The sequence below is a fragment of the Trichococcus patagoniensis genome (genome assembly GCF_003051085.1).
GTDB classification, from domain to species: Bacteria; Bacillota; Bacilli; order Lactobacillales; family Aerococcaceae; genus Trichococcus; species Trichococcus patagoniensis.
In genome coordinates this window covers 1-17,413 of the sequence record NZ_QAOM01000020.1, presented here as the reverse complement: position 1 = coordinate 17,413, position 17,413 = coordinate 1, and the positions used below count along the sequence as shown (strand labels likewise).

Sequence of the window (17,413 nt, the reverse complement as noted above, 5' to 3'; positions counted from 1 at the left end):
TGTACCTACAAAAATCCCGTTCTATTCGTTTTGCTTACTTGCGAATCCGTTTTCGGCGAGAATTTTCTCACACAAAGAGTGGCTCAGGTAGCTCGATTCTGTGGAGACGGGGTTAGTATGTTCCTTTATGCCTGCGACAAACGAACCGATCAACGGTGCGAATCCTCGCTTGCGGAGCGTTCCTTCCCAATCGCCAAAAGCAACTTGCTGCTTGCCATTTTTTTGCGTTAATGTCATATCCGTCAAGTTCAGCACACGCGCAATCCCCTCCGGACTTTGGACTTCCATGACTTCCTGATTGGCGCCCGCTTCATAATTCATCGAGACGAAACAAGTCGTGCTCTTTGTCTCAAGCATCAGCCAGAGCCGTTTCAATTCCCCTTCGTTTTCGACCAGATGCGATTGCACCGAAACAATCTCATCATCCAACAAATACAAAGCCGTATCCGCGATATGGATGAACAGATCATAGACAGCGAAACGCACCGGTTCCACGTTCTTCACGCGATCCTTCTGAATCAGGATCATTTTTTTGTCAGGAATCCCTTTCAGACGTTCCACCATCGGAGCAAAGCGGCGGTTGAATCCGGCGGTCAGGAGCAATCCCTTCGCATCCGCCAACTCGATCAGTTCCTTTGTTTCTTCCAAATCCTCACTGATGGGCTTATCCACATACACCGAAATGCCCCGCTCCAGTAACTTGCGGATGATTTCCGCATGGGCAACAGTCGCTACATGCACAAAAGCCGCCTCGATGCCGCTGTCCAACCATTCTTCAATCGACGTATACAAATGCTGGAAGCCGAATTTTTTCCCTACAGTTTCCAGCGTCTCCCTATTCCGGGAACACAGATGCCATTCGACCTCATCCTGCATCTCGACCATAACCGGAAGATACGCCTTTTGCGCAATGTTCCCTAACCCGATGACTCCAATCTTCATCATCTATCGCCTCCAAACCTGTTTGTTCTTTTTATACCATAATCTTGCTGTGAATTCTCGTTATAAGGCGAAAATAACCCAAAAATAAAAATATATATATTTTTCGTTGAAATCGATTGCATTTCCTTTTTTAGTTTTGTATAATTCTATTTGAAGTTATGTATAGACATAGAAAAGAGGTTGTTTAGATGAAATACGAATTTCCTGCAGGTTTTTGGTGGGGATCGGCAGCAAGCGGACCGCAGACAGAGGGGACAATCCCCGGGGACGGCAAAGGTGCCAGCATCTGGGATCATTGGTACGAACAAAAGCCTGAGCTGTTCTTCAATCAAGTCGGGCCTGAAGACACATCCTATGTATACAATCGCTACAAAGAAGATATAGCACTCATGAAAAAAACGGGACACACTACGTTCCGGACCTCCATTCAATGGAGCCGTCTGATTCCGGACGGGGTCGGCGCAGTGAATCCAGAAGCGGTAGCCTTTTACAACAGCTACATCGACGAGCTGTTGGCCAACGACATCGAACCTTTTATGAATCTTTATCACTTTGATATGCCGTTGTCATTACAACAGAAAGGAGGCTGGGAAAGCAAAGAAGTCGTGGATGCCTATGCGGATTACGCACGCATCTGCTTCGAACTGTTCGGCGACCGCGTGAAAAAATGGTTCACTCACAATGAACCGATCGTTCCGGTCGAAGGCGGCTATCTCTACCAATTCCACTACCCTAGTGTCGTGGATATGAAAAAAGCCGTTCAAGTCGCTTATCATGAAACTTTGGCAAGCGCGAAGGCCATAAAGATTTACCATGAAATGAACCTTGACGGACAAATCGGCATCATCCTCAATCTGACGCCTAGTTACCCACGCAATGAGAACGATCCTGAAGACGTCAAGGCTGCCCGTCTCGCTGACGCCTTCTTCAATCGCTCCTTCTTGGATCCCGCCATCAAAGGCACCTTCCCCGAAGATTTGGTTTCGCTGTTGAAGGAATTGGATTACCTGCCAGAATATACGCAATCGGAATTAGAACTCATCAAACAAAATACCATCGACATTCTGGGAATCAATTACTATCAGCCAAGACGCATCATGAAAAAAGAAAGCACAGAACGCTTGTCGGATAAACCGATGCCGGATGACTACTTCGACAACTACATCTGGCCGGAACGGAAAATGAATCCGTACCGTGGTTGGGAAATATATGAAAAAGGCATTTACGATTGCCTGATCAACGTCCGAGACAACTACGGCAACCTGCCGTGCTTCATTTCCGAAAACGGGATGGGTGTGGAAGGCGAAGAGCGCTACATCAACGCGGATGGCAGGATCGAAGATGATTACCGTATCGAATTTGTCCAAAATCATCTGAAGTATGTCCATCAAGCGTTGCAGGAAGGCTGCAATGTGAAAGGCTACCACATGTGGACGTGCATGGATAACTGGTCCTGGACCAACGCCTACAAAAACCGCTACGGCTTCATAGCGGTGGATCTGGCGGATGAAGGAAAACGCACAATCAAGAAAAGTGGTTACTGGTTCAAAGAGGTTTCAGACAACAACGGTTTTGACGCATAAGTTTTCTAAGAGAGGAAAATGACTAATGAATAATTTTATTGATAATTTAGCCGAAAAATTGACTCCGCTTGCCGGCAAACTCGGCTCAAACAGATACTTAGCAGTATTGCGTGACGCTTTTATGCTTTCTTTCCCACTGACGATGTTCGGTTCAATCGTCGTTGTATTGAACAACCTACCGTTCTGGAGTGATGATATGAAAGGAACGCTCGGCGGCCTATTCGGCAATGGGCAAAATGCCACCATGTCCATCATGACCATCTTCATCACTTTCGGGATCGGTTACTACCTGACCCGTTCCTACGATGAGGATGGCATCTTCGGTGGCGCTGTATCACTGGCTTCCTATCTGATTTTGACACCCTTCAACTTTACGACTGCAGACGGTGCTGAAGTCAGCGGCGCCCTTTCCTTGGATCGTTTGGGCGCTAAAGGGATGTTCATCGGCATGTTGGCTGCCTTCATCGCAGCTGAGATTTATGTGAGAATCACCAAAAAAGGGATCGTCATCAAAATGCCTGAAGGTGTTCCTGATGCCGTTGCCCGCTCATTCGCTGCCCTGATTCCGGCAATTTCTACACTTACCGTTTTCCTGCTGCTTAATGCATTGGTTTCTGGCGTGTTCACGACAAACTTGCATGATGTCATCTACACAGTCATCCAAAAACCGCTTGTCGGATTGGGAAGCAGCTTGCCTGCTACTTTGGTTTCTCTATTCTTCGTGCAAATCCTTTGGTTCTTCGGCTTACATGGCCAAATCATCGTCAACTCCGTCATGGATCCGATCTGGAACACTTTGGCTTTGGAAAACCTGGATGCTTTTAAAGCTGGCGAAGCACTGCCGCACATCATCACAAAGCCATTCATGGAAACATTCACAGTTGGTTTAGGTGGTTCCGGCATGACGTTGATGGTAGTCATCTTGATGGCATTCGTCATGAAGAGCCGTCAAATGAAGGACATCGGCCGTCTGGCGATCGGACCTGGCTTGTTCAACGTAAACGAACCTGTCATCTTCGGCTTGCCGATTGTATTGAACGCATCCATCGCTATCCCTTGGATTTTGACACCTTTAATCGTAACGACCGTAAACTACTTATCAATGGCCTCCGGATTGTTCCCTACTCCAACAGGCGTAACGGTTCCTTGGACTGTTCCGTTGTTTTTCAGCGGTATGATGGCCACCAACTCCGTTATGGGCGGCGTGCTGCAATTGATTGACTTCGCAATCGTCGGAGTAATGTGGTATCCATTCCTGATGGTTGTCGATAAAGCGAATTTGGCACTTACTGTCGAGGAAGTTGCTGCATAATTGGTTTTCCCGAAATGAAGGCCCGAAGCAGCAAGCTTCGGGCCTTTTTTTGATAACTATCGTTCCAAGTCTGCTTTTCCCAAGGCACGGGCGCCTTGTTTCGGACGCAACCGTTAAGGTATAATGGAGTGTGAAATCGTTTAATTCCCGGGAGGACTCACTTTATGAAAAAATATGAAGAAATAGCGGATGAACTGCGCCGCCGCATCGCTGATGGCGAATACGCGGAAGATGAAATGCTCCCGGACCAGATCGCCCTGGCAGAAGAATTCGGCGTCAGCCGTATGACCTTAAAGAAAGCCATCGACATGATCGCAATGGAAGGACTGATTTTCCGCAAAAGGGGTGTCGGCACCTTTGTCATCAAGAGTGCGCTCTGGAACAGTGGAGATTCCAAAGCAGATGAATATGCAGGCTTATCCAGGCAGTTTCCGAATAAAGCTGTAAAGAGCAAAATCATCCTTTTCGAAATCCTGTTCCCTCCAAAAAATATCCAATCCTTGTTGATGCTGGAGGATAATCAGCCAGTCTATCATCTGCAACGCCTGAGGATCATTGACGACAAACCGTATATATTGGAAAATACCTATTTTGTGGCCGGATTGGTGAAGGATCTGACGGAGGACATCATCCACCGTTCCATCTACGATCATATCCGCGATACGCTATCCTTGAAAATTGGTGGTGCCTACCGAAAAATCCATGCTGACCGATCCAATGAACTGGATTGGCAAGAACTCGTGTGCGATCAACATACTCCGATCCTTGAAGTGGAACAGGTCGTCTACTTGACCAACGGGACCCCTTTCGAATATTCGACGGCCCGCAGCCGCTTCGATACACGATCCTACACCATCACGGACATCATCAAACAATAAGAAAAGAGGGAAAATATGCAAGAGCCATTGTTCATCCAACCTGTCCTGCAAGAAAAAATCTGGGGCGGCACAAAACTGCGCGACATCTACGGTTACGACATCCCCAGCGAGCATACCGGGGAATGCTGGGCCATCAGCGCCCATCCCGACGGCACCGGAGCTGTGGAGAACGGCCAATACGCCGGCACCAAGCTGGATGTCCTCTACAAGGAGCATCCGGAACTTTTCGAAAACCCGGCTTCGCCCGTCTTCCCGTTGCTGACCAAAATAATCGACGCTGCCGAAGCATTATCCGTCCAAGTGCATCCGGATGATGACTATGGACTGAAGCATGAAGGAGAACAAGGAAAAACCGAATGCTGGTACATCATCGATGCCGATGAAGATGCCGAAATCATCTACGGACACAATGCCCAAACGAAAGAAGCATTCGCGGCCATGATTGCAGAAGGAAACTGGGATGGCCTGCTTCGCTCCATCAAAGTCAAAAAAGGCGACTTCTTCTTCGTACCGAGCGGCACCATCCATGCCATCGGCGGCGGCATCACGATTTTGGAGACGCAACAGAGCAGCAACACGACTTACCGCGTCTACGACTTCGACCGCAAGGATGATCAAGGCAACACGCGTGATCTGCACATCCAACAATCCATCGATGTATCGCTGATTCCGCACAAAGATCCTGCCAACCATTTCGAAACCACCGCAGTGGACGGCAATACCGTGACGACTTTCATCGAGAGCGATTATTTCACTGTCTATAAATGGGATATCCTTTCGGAACTGGCATTCAGCAAAACAGCTCCCTATACGTTGGTCAGCGTCATCGAAGGCAGCGGCGACCTGACCGTCGACGGAAAAACCTATCCGTTGCAAAAAGGCGCTCACTTCATCCTGCCTGCGACCGTTTCAGCTTGGTCCCTATCCGGCAGCATGGAACTGATAGCCTCCAACCCAGGCCCGAAAAACAGCTAAAAAAACGGGGCCCGCTCATTAATTCAATGAGCGGGCCTCTTTTATTTTTTTTTGAAGCCTCAGTAACAGCTGGTCGGGTAATAATAAGGCTATCTGTCCCTCTCTTCTCCGGCGAACGGAGGCTTCGCCGGAGTTCAGGATGCATTCCGAATTGCGTTCTCCGGTGAAGGTGGCCTCGTCGAAGTTCAGTCCGATTATTACCGGTTTACTCCGGTGAGCAGACCGTTCACCGGAGCTGGGGACGGATTACACGCACGCCTCCGGTCAGCGGGCACAAAGAAGGCTGCCTCTCTCGAGACAGCCCATTCTGTTGCTTACTCGAATGGATAGACAAGACCCCAGTCTTTGCGGACTTTATCCATCACTTCAAGGACATCCAATGTGTAGGCCAATGTTTCGTTTGCCGATCCGTTGAGAATCAGTTCGCTGAAATCCGCCACTTCATAGTTCAATCCTTGGGCAAATGCACCTGCTTCAATGATGGTTTCTTTCCCGTCATAGGAAGTGAAGACAGCTTTAGTCGGCCTTGGATAGTCCATGATCGTGAAGAAGCCCTTTTCGTAGGCAACGACTCCTTGTTTCGGCATTTTTGCCCGGAAAGTCAAAGAGATTGTCGCAAGTTCCGCTTCCGCATTCCGCAGGATGATTGCTGAAGACTCGTCCACGCCTGACTCATGCAGATTGCCCATCGTCATGATTTCCGTTGGCTTGCTGGTCATGAAATTGCGCACGAATGACAAAGCATACGTCCCGATATCGAACAGCGCCCCGCCAGCCAATTCCTTATTGAAATAATAAACGGAGGGATCGGTATCCTTGAAACTGCCGAAAGAAGCTTGGATCATTTTCAACGGCCCCAAATCATGCTCTTCGATCCACTCCTTCAGTTTGCGGTAGAGCGGCATATGGTAAATGGTCATCGCCTCGGCCAAATACAAGCCCTTTGCTTCAGCTAATTGAACGAGTTCATCCAATTGCGCTTTATTGATTGTGATGACTTTCTCGCAAAGAACGTGCTTACCTGCCTCCAAGCTGGCTTTGATCCACTGATGATGGTGGCTATGCGGCAAAGCGATGTAAATGACGTCGACCGCATCATCCGCCAACAGTTCCGCGTAGTCGTCGTAATAAGCGGGAATAGCAAACTTTTCCGCAAAAAACTGTGCCTTTTCTTTGGACCGGGATGCTACTGCAACCAACTCCGCATTGGCTGCCTCAAAACCGGAAGCAAATTCGGTGGCGATGGTTCCTGTGCCCAGTATTGCCCATCTGATTTTCATTCCATAACATCCTCCTTTTGTCTTAAAATGTTCGCTAGTTGCTTACACTTTCACTTCGTTTGCTAAAATGATCGCACCGGTAATGCCGGCATCATCTCCCAAGCCAGGCGTCACGAGATACTCATCGACAGCAGGGACGGGCACATAGTCGGCAAGCAGCTTCGTAAATTTCGCTTTGATGTTATCAAGCATACCAGGGACCTTCATGACGCCCCCTCCCAATACAATACGCTCCGGACGCAGAATGACCGTGTAAGCTTCCAAAGCTTGAGCGATATAATAAGCGATGTAATCCCAGACCGCATCGGTAGGTTCAACGTCTTTACCGGCTTTACCCAGTCGTCCGTCTATTGAAGGACCGGCAGCCATACCTTCCAGGCAATTACCGTGGTATGGGCAGAAACCTTCATAGTGGTCGTGTTCATGCGGACGCACCAGCATATGCCCCATTTCCGGATGGCCGATGCCTTGCAGAATTTTCCCGTCAACAATCGCACCGGCCCCAACACCTGTGCCGATCGTGATGTACATGATATTCTTCATCCCTTTGGCGGCGCCCATCGCAGATTCCCCTAAAGCAGCGCCATTCACATCCGTCGTCCACCCCATCGGAACATCGTATCTGGCTTTCATGGCACCCAGGAAATCAAAATCTTTCCAGGCCAGCTTCGGTGTTGAAAGGATATGGCCATATGTTTCCGACTCTTTGTTGACATCAATTGGCCCAAAGGAACCGATTCCGATTGCAGCTAAATCAAAACGATCGAAGAAAGCAAATACTTGCTCCAATGTTTCTTCCGGCGTCGTCGTCGGGAAAGCAACCCGCTCCAACAATTCATTTTTTTCATTTCCGACGGCGCACACAAATTTTGTTCCGCCTGCTTCAATTCCACCTACTAGCATAGATATCTCACTCCAATTGGTTAGTTTTCACGTGCGTTGCCACCATCCGATTTATCCTGAAACAGCATTCCCGCACTTCTTTCCATTATACCGCTTCCACTTGCTGGAATCACGTTTTTCAGGCATTTTCTGCTGAAAGTGAGCAATTTTTTCTAGTAGGGGCACAAACATCAGTAAACATTTACTTAAATTACGGAATATTTTACCATTTTTATTGCTTCGCGAAATTCAAACGCTTACAATAGAGAGGAACCATGACTATACTTCCAAAGAAACAGAAAGTGATTCGATGGATTCGCCTACAACTAAACAACCAGGAGCGTGGAAAATTAATGAAAGTATCTGAAACAATAATTGGGCAAGTAAACGGCACGGATATCACAGCTTACACTCTGACGAATCCGAACGGTATCTCCCTGACAGCGATGACGTATGGCGCAACCATCACGGAACTTTTGATGCCGGATAAAAACGGAAAGACCGAAAATGTGATTTTGGCGATGGATTCGTTGGATGATTACGTGACGCATCGGCCATATTACGGAGCCACAATCGGCCGGATCGCCGGCCGCATCACCAAAGGGGCATTTGCTTTGGATGATAAATCACATCAATTAGTCGTGAATGAGGGAGCGAATCAACTCCACGGCGGACCGGCCGGATTGGATACGCGTGTTTGGGATGCGGAGATCCAGGCATCCGCGGATGAAGCCAGCATCCATTTCACAACGACCGATGCGGACGGTGCCAACGGCTATCCCGGCACCCTTTCGGTAACGGTCAGCTATACACTCACAACCGACAACGAATGGAAAGTCACTTATCGGGCAACGACGGATCAGGCGACCTTATTCAATCCGACCAACCATGTCTATTTCAACCTGAGCGGGGATATCAATAAGCCGATTTTGCAGCACGAGCTGCAGCTGAACAGCGCGGTCTTTGCCGAATTGGGCGATGAAAATCTCCCTTCCGGAGCCTTGTTGCCGGCAGAAGGTACCCCTTTTGACTTCCGCAACGGCGGAAAACTTGCGATTGCCGCTGAACAGAACCACCCGCAGACTCAAAAAGTCGCTGGCTTCGATCATCCTTTCCTGCTGCAGCATGATGATGGAAAACCCGATGCGATCCTCAGTGAGGCGGAATCCGGCCGAAGCGTCAAGATGTACACGGATCAGGATTGCGTCGTGATTTATATGCATAACGCCGCCATCGATAAGTACACGATCGCCGGCAAGCCGGTCATCCAGTATGCGGGCATCACCTTGGAGACACAGGCGTTACCTGATGCCATCAATCAAGAGGGCTTTGGCGATATCACGCTGCGGCCGGGTGAGGTTTATGCGGCTGAAACAATCTACAAATTTGAAGTGCAGGACTAATTGTTAAACAGTGCCCCTTCAAAAATCATTTCAGGCGGTACTGTCATTTAGAACATTTTCAAACTCTACTAGCAGGACATGCGAAAGAGGCTGGGATCAACGCATCCCAGCCTCTTTCAATTTATATCCCCTTATGAACGTATACCCTTACGGCATACTTTTCCAATCTGACTTGCCCTTCTTCCTTCTGTTGCGTAATCATGTCTTCGAGTTGGAAAGGCAAACGAATCGTCTGTTCCTCTTCTGTAAAGTTCATCACGAATACATAAGCTGTTTCATCGGCCATACGTACTTGCACAGAAACGCCCTTCTCATGTTCAATCGCGAAAGGTGCCCCAATTCCTATTTTATCGGTAATTTCCTTATAAAGCATTTCATGAAACGCTTGTTCCGTGCGGGCTCCTATCACGTAAGTATGGCCCTTTCCAAATGCATGCCTCGTCACAGCTGGAGTATCCTTATAAAAATCATCCAAGTAGGTCGCAAGCACTTCCCCATTCGTTACCGTAAGCAGAGCAGCGTAATCCTTCACTTCAAAGGTCTGCCCAGCGTAAGTTATCCGATTGGTATCGGATGGGTAAAAAGTATCCGTTTCACCCAATTTCACTCCGCAGATTTCTTGCATGATCTCCGGCCAGCCGCCTAAATAAGTCAAATCGTTTTCATCCACAATCCCCGTAATGTAAGTAGTCACCAGCGTTCCACCTGCATCCACGAATGCTTTTAAACGCTCCTGCATGGCTATCGGCAACATATAAAGCATCGGCGCAACCAGCACTTTATAGTTCAAAAAATCGTGTTTCTCCGTGATCACATCCACTGGAATATCATGTTCCCAAAAATAGCGGTAATGTTCTTGCGCCGTTTGCGGATAGCGCAGCGTTTCTTTGCTGAAGCCCTGAATTTCCTGCAAAGCCCAATGGTTGTTCCAATCATAAAGAATGGCCACCTCTGCCTCACGGAAACTACCGACAACATCCTGGAGCCGCTCGAGTACTTCTCCTACCTCAGTCACATCCTGGAAAACACGATTGTTCGGATCACGATCATGATCCACAACCGCACCATGCAATTTTTCTGATGAGCCCCGCGATTTTCGCCATTGGAAATACAAGATGCTGTCCGAACCGTGCGCAAGCATCTGCATAGATGACAAGAGATGCATGCCTGGCCGTTTGGTTTTATTTACGCCATGCCAATTGACTCCGCTGGGCGTTGATTCCATCAAGAGGAAGGGTTGTTGTTTCAACGACCTGTATAAATCATCTACAAAACCAACACGCATCGCCAAATCGGCTGTCGAAACGCCTTCTTTATGCCAAGCAGGGTAAGCATCCCAACTAATGACATCAACATGTTCAGCAAACTTGCTGTAGTCCAAAGCTTGGAAAGGAATCAGCTCATCTGTATCGGCCATAAAATTCACCGTAATCGGCACTTCCGGCGTCAATTCGCGAAGAGGGGCTGCTTCGTTCTCATAGAACGATATCGTCTGATCTGTCACAAACCGTTTCCAATCCAAGACCAATCCGTGCATTTCGTGTTCTCCTAGAGGTGAGGGTGACTCAATCTCATCCCATTCCCCGTATCGATGACTCCAGAAGCTCGTCCACCAGGCCTTGTTCAATTTTTCTAGATCATTTCCGTATTTCTCTTTCAACCACTCTCGGAAAGCTGCTTGACATTGATTGCAATGACATTCTCCACCGTACTCATTTGATACGTGCCACATCAACAAAGCTGGATGTTGCCCGTAACGTTCAGCCAGCTTACGATTCATCTGAGCTGTCTTTTCACGATAGACTGGCGATGTGAAACAATGATTATGCCTCCGCCCCTGCAGTTCCTGCTCTCGCTTACTTGTGACACGACGAATTTCTGGATATTTTTTTACCATCCAACTTGGCTTGGCTCCGCTCGGTGTAGCTAAAATGATATTGCCGCCATTGTTGTGGATTGTTTCGAAAAGATCATCCAGCCAACCAAATTCATATTCACCTTCACTTGGTTCCAGTGCGCTCCATGCAAAAATCCCCAATGAAAAGGTATTTGTTTTAGAGAGGCGCATAAACTCCAAATCTTCTGCCAGTATATCCGGTCGATCCAGCCATTGATCCGGATTGTAATCACCACCGTGAAGAAAACGTTTCTTCTTGGTGACGTATTTTCTCATTGCCATAGTTGAAAACTCCTTTAATTATATTAACCTTTTGTCCCACCTGCAGTCAGACCGGACACAAAGTTTTTTTGCAGCAGTATGAAGATGATTGCAACGGGTAAGCTGATCAAAATGGCGCCTGCCGCAAAAGTTGTGTAACTGGCCCCCATCACATCGTTCACTAAATTATATAGTCCTATCGGCAACGTATAAGCCTCCGTCTTCCTTAATATCGTTGAGGAAATGACGAAATCCCCCAAAGGCCCAGTAAAACCGTTCATGGCAGCTACTGCAATCATGGGTTTGGAAAGCGGCAGAATAATGTCGAGAAATATTTTTGTGTGGCTTGCACCGTCAATCCGTGCGCTTTCGTCCAAATCATACGGGATGGTATCCATGTAGCCTTTCATTAAATACGTGTTCATTGGAATCTGTCCGCCGATGTATAACAAAATCAGCAATACATGACTATTGACCAATCCCAATAATTGCGCTAATACGAATATCGCCACTAAGGCCGAAAATTGTGGAATCATCTGCAACAACAGGAAGAGCGTCAGCCCGTTCTTTCTTCCTTTAAAACGGAATCTCGAGAATGCGTATCCTGTCATACTCACACTAATGACTGTACCAATCATCGTGAATAAACTAATTTTAAGAGAATTTAAATACCAGGTTCCATACGGCAAGTTTTTTTTCCCAGCAAAGAGCTCCCTATAATGGTCTAATGTCGGTTTTTCAGGGAACATACTTGTGCTGATTAGGCTATTCCCGGGATTAAAACTTGCACCGACTGTCCACAAAAGAGGGTACGCAATAACCACAACAAAGAATGCAATGATCAGGTAAGAAAAGAATAATCGTGCATATCTGCGATTTTTTGTCGTTTTCATACTTATCTCCCCTCTTGGTTAAACGAATTAGATTTTCTGAACTGCCACATGGCAATCGCGATAACAAAAATAGATAACAGAATCGTGAGCGCAGCAGCCAATGCATATTGACTGGACTGCATTGTCAATTTATAAATCCACGATACGAGAATATCTGTTCCTCCGGCTGTAGACCCTGGTGTTGCTGGTCCTCCACCGTTGAATAGATAGATGATATTAAAGTTATTAAAGTTGAAAGTATACTGCGTAATCAACGTTGGCGCCATCGAGGTCAGTATCACTGGCAGTGTGATATTCATGAATTTATCCCACGAAGTGGCGCCATCAATAACTGCGGCTTCATAAAGGTCCTCTGGAATTGATTGCAAAATGCCCGTTGTGACAATAAATATGTAAGGAAAACCTAACCAACCTTGAATCATAATCAGAGCAACCCTTGTCCACAATGCATCTGTCATCCATGGAATCGGACTGATGCTGAAGAATGCCAAGATATCATTATTGATTGCTCCAAAGCTATCATTAAACATACCCGCAAACACTAAAATCGTTACAAATCCAGGAACAGCCCAAGGTAAAACAAATACCGTGCGAATGAAGCGTTTTAGTTTCAAATCCTTTTGGTTCACCAATATAGCTAAAAATACTCCGATTGTAATTTGTAATGTAGATGCCAACAATGTCCAGACGACGGTCCAACCCAACACATCGAAGAAGGTGGAGCGCCAAATATCAACAGTAAAGATATTTGCAAAAGTCTTGAATCCTACCCAATCAAACAGATGTGCCGGTGGGCTGTGGTATAGATCATAGTTGGTAAATGCCAAAGCAAAGCTGAACATGATTGGAAAGATCACTGCAAAAACAAGCAATAGGATTGCCGGGCCACTGATCAAATAGGGATAGCCTTGTTCAACCAAGTTGAAATAGCTTTCTTTTAATGATGTAACCGGTAATTGAAGGTCCCTTCTTTCACCATTTTTGTAGGCATCGCGTATGTTCAAATAGTAAAGAGTCACTCCAAAAAAAAGAATGATGATGGCCAAAATGCCCTCTGCCAACAAAAATACCGAGTTATCGCGCGGGATTTGTTCCCCCAAGGTAGTGATGCCCCATAAGCCCATATTCAATAAATCCCCAAAAGCAAATGCAAAACTTACTGTTACGACTAGGTAGAGCAGTCCTTTTAACCACTGTTTATTATAAAACTGCCCCCCTCCCGGCAAGAGAGAGAGGACAGCTGCAGTTTTACTATGTTTCAATTCTTCTCACCCCATTTTCTTTATATGTTGTATTATTTACTGTCCACCGTGGTTCGCCATAATTTGACCTTCAATAGTTTCTACAGCTTGATCCATAGCTTCTTTAGGTGTTGCTTTCCCTGTAGCGATGGTTTGTAATGCTGCATCCGCAGGAGACCAGACTTCATTCATTTCAGGAATATTTGGTGTCAATTCTGAATGCAGACTTTGTTGTGCGACTGCTTGTGCTGCAGCATCCTCCGCTAGAGCGTCTCCTTCAGCCAAAGATTTCACGGCTGGTACTTCTTTTGTTGTTTGGTAGCGACGAAGCGAATTTTCTTCATTTGTGATGAACTCGATGAACAATTCCGCCAATTCGGAATTTTTTGAATAACTGCTCACGTTGTAACTCTTCACGCCCACAAATGCACTCATCGGGTTTCCGTTCGGCAATTCCGGCAAAGGCAGGATGCCGTAATCAATACCGGCACTTGAGAAAGGTTCCAAATTCCATGGCCCCGAGATCACAGCTGCGGCTTTCCCTTCACTGAACAAGGAATCCAACACATTGATGGCTTGCTCCCCAATCATACCGGACGGGAATAATCCTTCTTCATACCATTTTTGAATATAGGTTGCCGCTTCGATTGCACCATCTGTATTCAAGCCGATATCCGCTGTATCGTATTTCCCTTCTGCATCTTTTGCGAAAATATAGCCTTCATAACCGCCGATTACGCTTTGTGCATAATAAATCTGATCCCATAAAGCCAACAACCCGTATTGGCCATCCTTCGTCGCAGTTTTTGAAAGCTCATACCATTCTTCAATAGTCGTAGGCACTTCCGCTTCAGAAATAATATCTTTGTTGTAATACAGAATGGTCGTCTCGACGACTTTCGGTAATCCGTAAAGTTTTCCGTCCACCATCTGCGATTCTAGAGCTACATCCGTATACAGATCCAGAACAGCTTCTTCTACTGTCATCTCTTTCAGCAAGCCTTCAACTACTGCAGTTCCGACTTGGTCCCCTGGTATCGTGAATACATCGGGTCCCGTTCCGGCTGGTCCATCCAACCGCAGATCTTCCAGTTGACCCCCGTATGCTTTTTCAGTCACTTCCACAGTAACGCCGTACTCACTCTCAAACTCGGTAATGGCCTCCTCGATACCAACTGATTTGTCAATATCTTCCCACACGACCAAGGTTTGACCCTCAAAATCTCCACCTTGACTAGCAGCTGAATCAGCTGCGTTGGTGGAATCCGAATTACTTTCGGCTGGGCCGCACGCTGCCAACGATAATAAAACTACACTGCTGAGTGATAACAATAAGGCTCTCTTCTTCATATCCGAAACACTCCTTCATATAATGTAATCGCTTTACTAAAAACATAATACCAAATCGGTTAAATAAAGTAAACAAATTTTCACTGATTATTTGGTAAAATATTTTACTTGTTGGTGAAATAAGAAAAAGCACTTCCTCCCATCTGTTTAGATGTTCAAAAATGCCTTTATCTTTCAAGACTATGTACTTTTCCTTTCTATGAGAAAAGCATTCAATAGTACTTTTTTGGTGATGCCTCTTTTGTCTATCAGCTGCTCCAACAGTAATGAGACTGCAGTCTGGCACAGCTCCTTCATATCGATGGCATATGTGCTCAAAGGAGGAGAAACATAATTTGCAACCGAGATATTATTGATGCTCAGGACACTGACATCCTGCGGAATGCGGACATGATGCTCATTCAGAGCCTGCAGCACACCCACGGCAATGGGATCCGAAGCGGCAAAGATGGCACTAGGCAATTTTTCCCCAGAATTCAAGGCTGCTTCGATCAACTGATACCCGGTTTCCAGCGAAAAGCCCCTACGGATATAGATATGCGCTTCATTAAGCAAATTTTGTTGTTGCATCTCGTCACGGAAAGACCGTTCCCGTATATCCATTTCATCCAGCTGAGAATCAGGATTCACATAGGTGCCACCTACAAACCCGATTTCCTCATGTCCTTTATCCTTGAAAAAACGGACTGCTTTCCGGGTGATATAATCCAAGTCAGGACGAACGGCGTCATAAATATCCGAATACGGTGAACTGTCCAAAAACACTCCGTTTTTTGTCAGTGTTTCAAGATAAGCGATTTCCTCGCTGCTGAACGATCCCACAGCAATAAAACCATTGATGTCTGTTGGAATCATCTCCATACCTTGGTTTTTTTTGAATACCGTCAACGATACATTTTGTTTATCCGCTTGTCGGATCAATTCTGTCCGCATGGTCTTAAAATAGACATCCTGCAATTCTTCCATATCGGAAACCCAATACAACAGCGCGACATTTTTGACGAGTGGCCGAGAGACCTTTTTACGGTATTCCAAATCTGTAGCTACTTCATATATCCGATCACGCGTTTCCTCCGGAACAGACAAGGTTGGATCATTGTTCAAAACACGTGAAACAGTTGTAATCGAAAAACCTGTCCTTTTAGCGATATCCCTTAACGTTGCCATATTCGCACCCACTTTTCAGTAAAAAATTTCACCTTCATCATACCCGTAATACTCAGAATCGTCAAATGCAAATAAAAACACAGTGACGTGAGTCCGTCTAGGAATCCGCCCTGTGTTTTTTGCAGTATAGGATACTTATCCCATTCAACCCTGTATATCCTGATCACGGAATGTTGGGTTCACTTTTTCTTGCTTCGGCTTCAACTCAACCACAAGCACGCCAGTCAGAATCAAGGCTGCTCCGATGAGCATTCGCAACGTGATTGCTTCCTTCAGAAAAAGCGCGGAAGCGATCATCCCGAATACGGCCTCCAACGACAGGATGATGGCCGTTTCCGTCTCTTTGGTGAACTGCTGCGAGGCCGTTTGAATCAGAAAGCCCAACATCGTGCTGACCGTTCCCAGATAAAAGATGGAAAAGTAGCCTTCCCCGGCGACCGGTAACAAAAATTCTCCCCTTACGAGCGATACGATCATTCCCAATACAGCGGCGGTACCAATCTGGATGGTGGTCAATGCGTAAATGTTTTCACCCAACACGAACCGATTTGTGAAGATGATTTGCAAGGCGAAGAACAAGGCGCAAAGCAGCGTCAGCATGTCTCCGAAGTTGACGGAATGGAAGTCGGTCAACGAAATGACGGCGATGCCGCTGATCGACAACAGCGCGCCTATGATGGCCGGTGCTGTAACTTTCTTCCTGAAAAACAGTGCCCCGATGAACGGCACCAGCACGACATTAAAGGCGGTAAGGAACGCGTTCTTCGAAGGTGTCGTGTAGACCAACCCTACCGTCTGAAACAAGAAAGCCAAGTATAGGATGGTCCCGAGACCTATACCTTTCAGATAGGTCTGTTTGTTCGCATGCTTCAGCTGGCCAAAAAAAAGAGCCCCCATCAGTATAAATGCCAACAAAAAACGCATGGTCAATATTTGGTATGGGGAAAAATAGTCCAATGAGATGGCGCTCACGACGAATCCCGAACCCCAGATCATCGTCACAAAAATAAGTCCGATCTGTCCCTTTCTTCTGTCTGTCATATCACTTCCCCTTTCTATGAATAAAGATGCTTGCCCGATTGGATTGTTGCCGATGAACAATCTGGGCGTACTTATCCACTTTACCCAACATTCTGATTGTCTGCAAGCAGATTTCCGCAAAATAGTAATACTATTTTTTGTTCATGATGCCTGCACACTGAGGTAATTGGTTCTATAATAAATGGTGTTGATGAAGTAAATTTCATCAACACCTTTTTTGTGAAAAGTGCAAAAAAAAGGACAAATGAAATACTCTGTTAAAATAAAGGTGACTAAGCCAGATATTTTAAGGAGTGATTTCATTTGTC

General features: G+C 46.4%; 14 protein-coding genes. 5 read left to right on the top strand and 9 right to left on the bottom strand.

The genetic code is table 11. From position 1 onward, the window contains the following. Positions 1–21 precede the first annotated feature (21 nt). Entirely contained in the window at positions 22–945 is a 924-nt protein-coding gene (locus C8U37_RS12025; protein WP_108033471.1) for a Gfo/Idh/MocA family protein, read from the bottom strand. A 185-nt stretch (positions 946–1,130) separates the two neighbouring features. Here C8U37_RS12025 and C8U37_RS12020 point away from each other — a divergent pair, with 185 nt between their 5' ends. From C8U37_RS12020 to manA, 4 genes are all read left to right on the top strand, one after another. After that, positions 1,131–2,525 carry a glycoside hydrolase family 1 protein gene (locus tag C8U37_RS12020; protein ID WP_108033470.1) on the top strand — a complete coding sequence of 465 codons (1,395 nt, stop codon included), beginning with the start codon at positions 1,131–1,133 and terminating at the stop codon, positions 2,523–2,525. 25 nt (positions 2,526–2,550) lie between these two features. Next, complete coding sequence (gene celB, locus C8U37_RS12015; protein ID WP_108033469.1) at positions 2,551–3,837, top strand: PTS cellobiose transporter subunit IIC; 1,287 nt, start codon at positions 2,551–2,553, stop codon at positions 3,835–3,837. A gap of 164 nt (positions 3,838–4,001) precedes the next feature. After that, entirely contained in the window at positions 4,002–4,715 is a 714-nt protein-coding gene (locus C8U37_RS12010) for a GntR family transcriptional regulator (RefSeq protein ID WP_108033468.1), read from the top strand. 15 nt (positions 4,716–4,730) lie between these two features. Then, entirely contained in the window at positions 4,731–5,690 is a 960-nt protein-coding gene (manA, locus tag C8U37_RS12005) for a mannose-6-phosphate isomerase, class I (RefSeq protein WP_108033467.1), read from the top strand. A gap of 314 nt (positions 5,691–6,004) precedes the next feature. Here manA and C8U37_RS12000 read toward each other — a convergent pair whose 3' ends face one another. Then, positions 6,005–6,970 (bottom strand): Gfo/Idh/MocA family protein, encoded by a 966-nt coding sequence (locus tag C8U37_RS12000; RefSeq protein ID WP_108033466.1) that lies wholly within the window; start codon positions 6,968–6,970, stop codon positions 6,005–6,007. 42 nt (positions 6,971–7,012) lie between these two features. Beyond that, positions 7,013–7,873 (bottom strand): ROK family protein, encoded by an 861-nt coding sequence (locus tag C8U37_RS11995; protein WP_108033465.1) that lies wholly within the window; start codon positions 7,871–7,873, stop codon positions 7,013–7,015. A gap of 332 nt (positions 7,874–8,205) precedes the next feature. On the opposite strand from C8U37_RS11995, the gene C8U37_RS11990 reads away from it, so the two are divergent. Further along, the gene (locus C8U37_RS11990; RefSeq protein ID WP_108033464.1) at positions 8,206–9,255 is read left to right on the top strand and encodes an aldose epimerase family protein; all 1,050 of its coding nucleotides are present in this window, start codon (positions 8,206–8,208) and stop codon (positions 9,253–9,255) included. A gap of 121 nt (positions 9,256–9,376) precedes the next feature. Here the strand turns inward: C8U37_RS11990 and C8U37_RS11985 are convergent, their stop codons facing one another. The 6 genes from C8U37_RS11985 to C8U37_RS11960 all read right to left on the bottom strand — a co-directional run bounded on the left by C8U37_RS11985 (position 9,377) and on the right by C8U37_RS11960 (position 17,105). Continuing rightward, a complete protein-coding gene (locus tag C8U37_RS11985) occupies positions 9,377–11,428 on the bottom strand; it encodes a beta-galactosidase (RefSeq protein ID WP_211306233.1) in 2,052 nt (683 codons plus the stop codon). A 29-nt stretch (positions 11,429–11,457) separates the two neighbouring features. Then, positions 11,458–12,306 (bottom strand): galactooligosaccharide ABC transporter permease GanQ, encoded by an 849-nt coding sequence (ganQ, locus tag C8U37_RS11980; RefSeq protein WP_108033462.1) that lies wholly within the window; start codon positions 12,304–12,306, stop codon positions 11,458–11,460. A 2-nt stretch (positions 12,307–12,308) separates the two neighbouring features. Next, on the bottom strand, positions 12,309–13,568 hold the full coding sequence (ganP, locus tag C8U37_RS11975; protein WP_108033461.1) for a carbohydrate ABC transporter permease: 1,260 nt from the start codon (positions 13,566–13,568) through the stop codon (positions 12,309–12,311). Positions 13,569–13,604: 36 nt separating this feature from the next. After that, positions 13,605–14,897 (bottom strand): galactooligosaccharide ABC transporter substrate-binding protein GanS, encoded by a 1,293-nt coding sequence (gene ganS, locus C8U37_RS11970; RefSeq protein ID WP_108033460.1) that lies wholly within the window; start codon positions 14,895–14,897, stop codon positions 13,605–13,607. A gap of 180 nt (positions 14,898–15,077) precedes the next feature. Further along, positions 15,078–16,064, bottom strand: coding sequence for a LacI family DNA-binding transcriptional regulator (locus tag C8U37_RS11965; RefSeq protein ID WP_108033459.1), 987 nt, complete (start codon positions 16,062–16,064; stop codon positions 15,078–15,080). A gap of 144 nt (positions 16,065–16,208) precedes the next feature. Further along, positions 16,209–17,105 (bottom strand): DMT family transporter, encoded by an 897-nt coding sequence (locus C8U37_RS11960; RefSeq protein WP_108033458.1) that lies wholly within the window; start codon positions 17,103–17,105, stop codon positions 16,209–16,211. Positions 17,106–17,413: the final 308 nt, after the last annotated feature.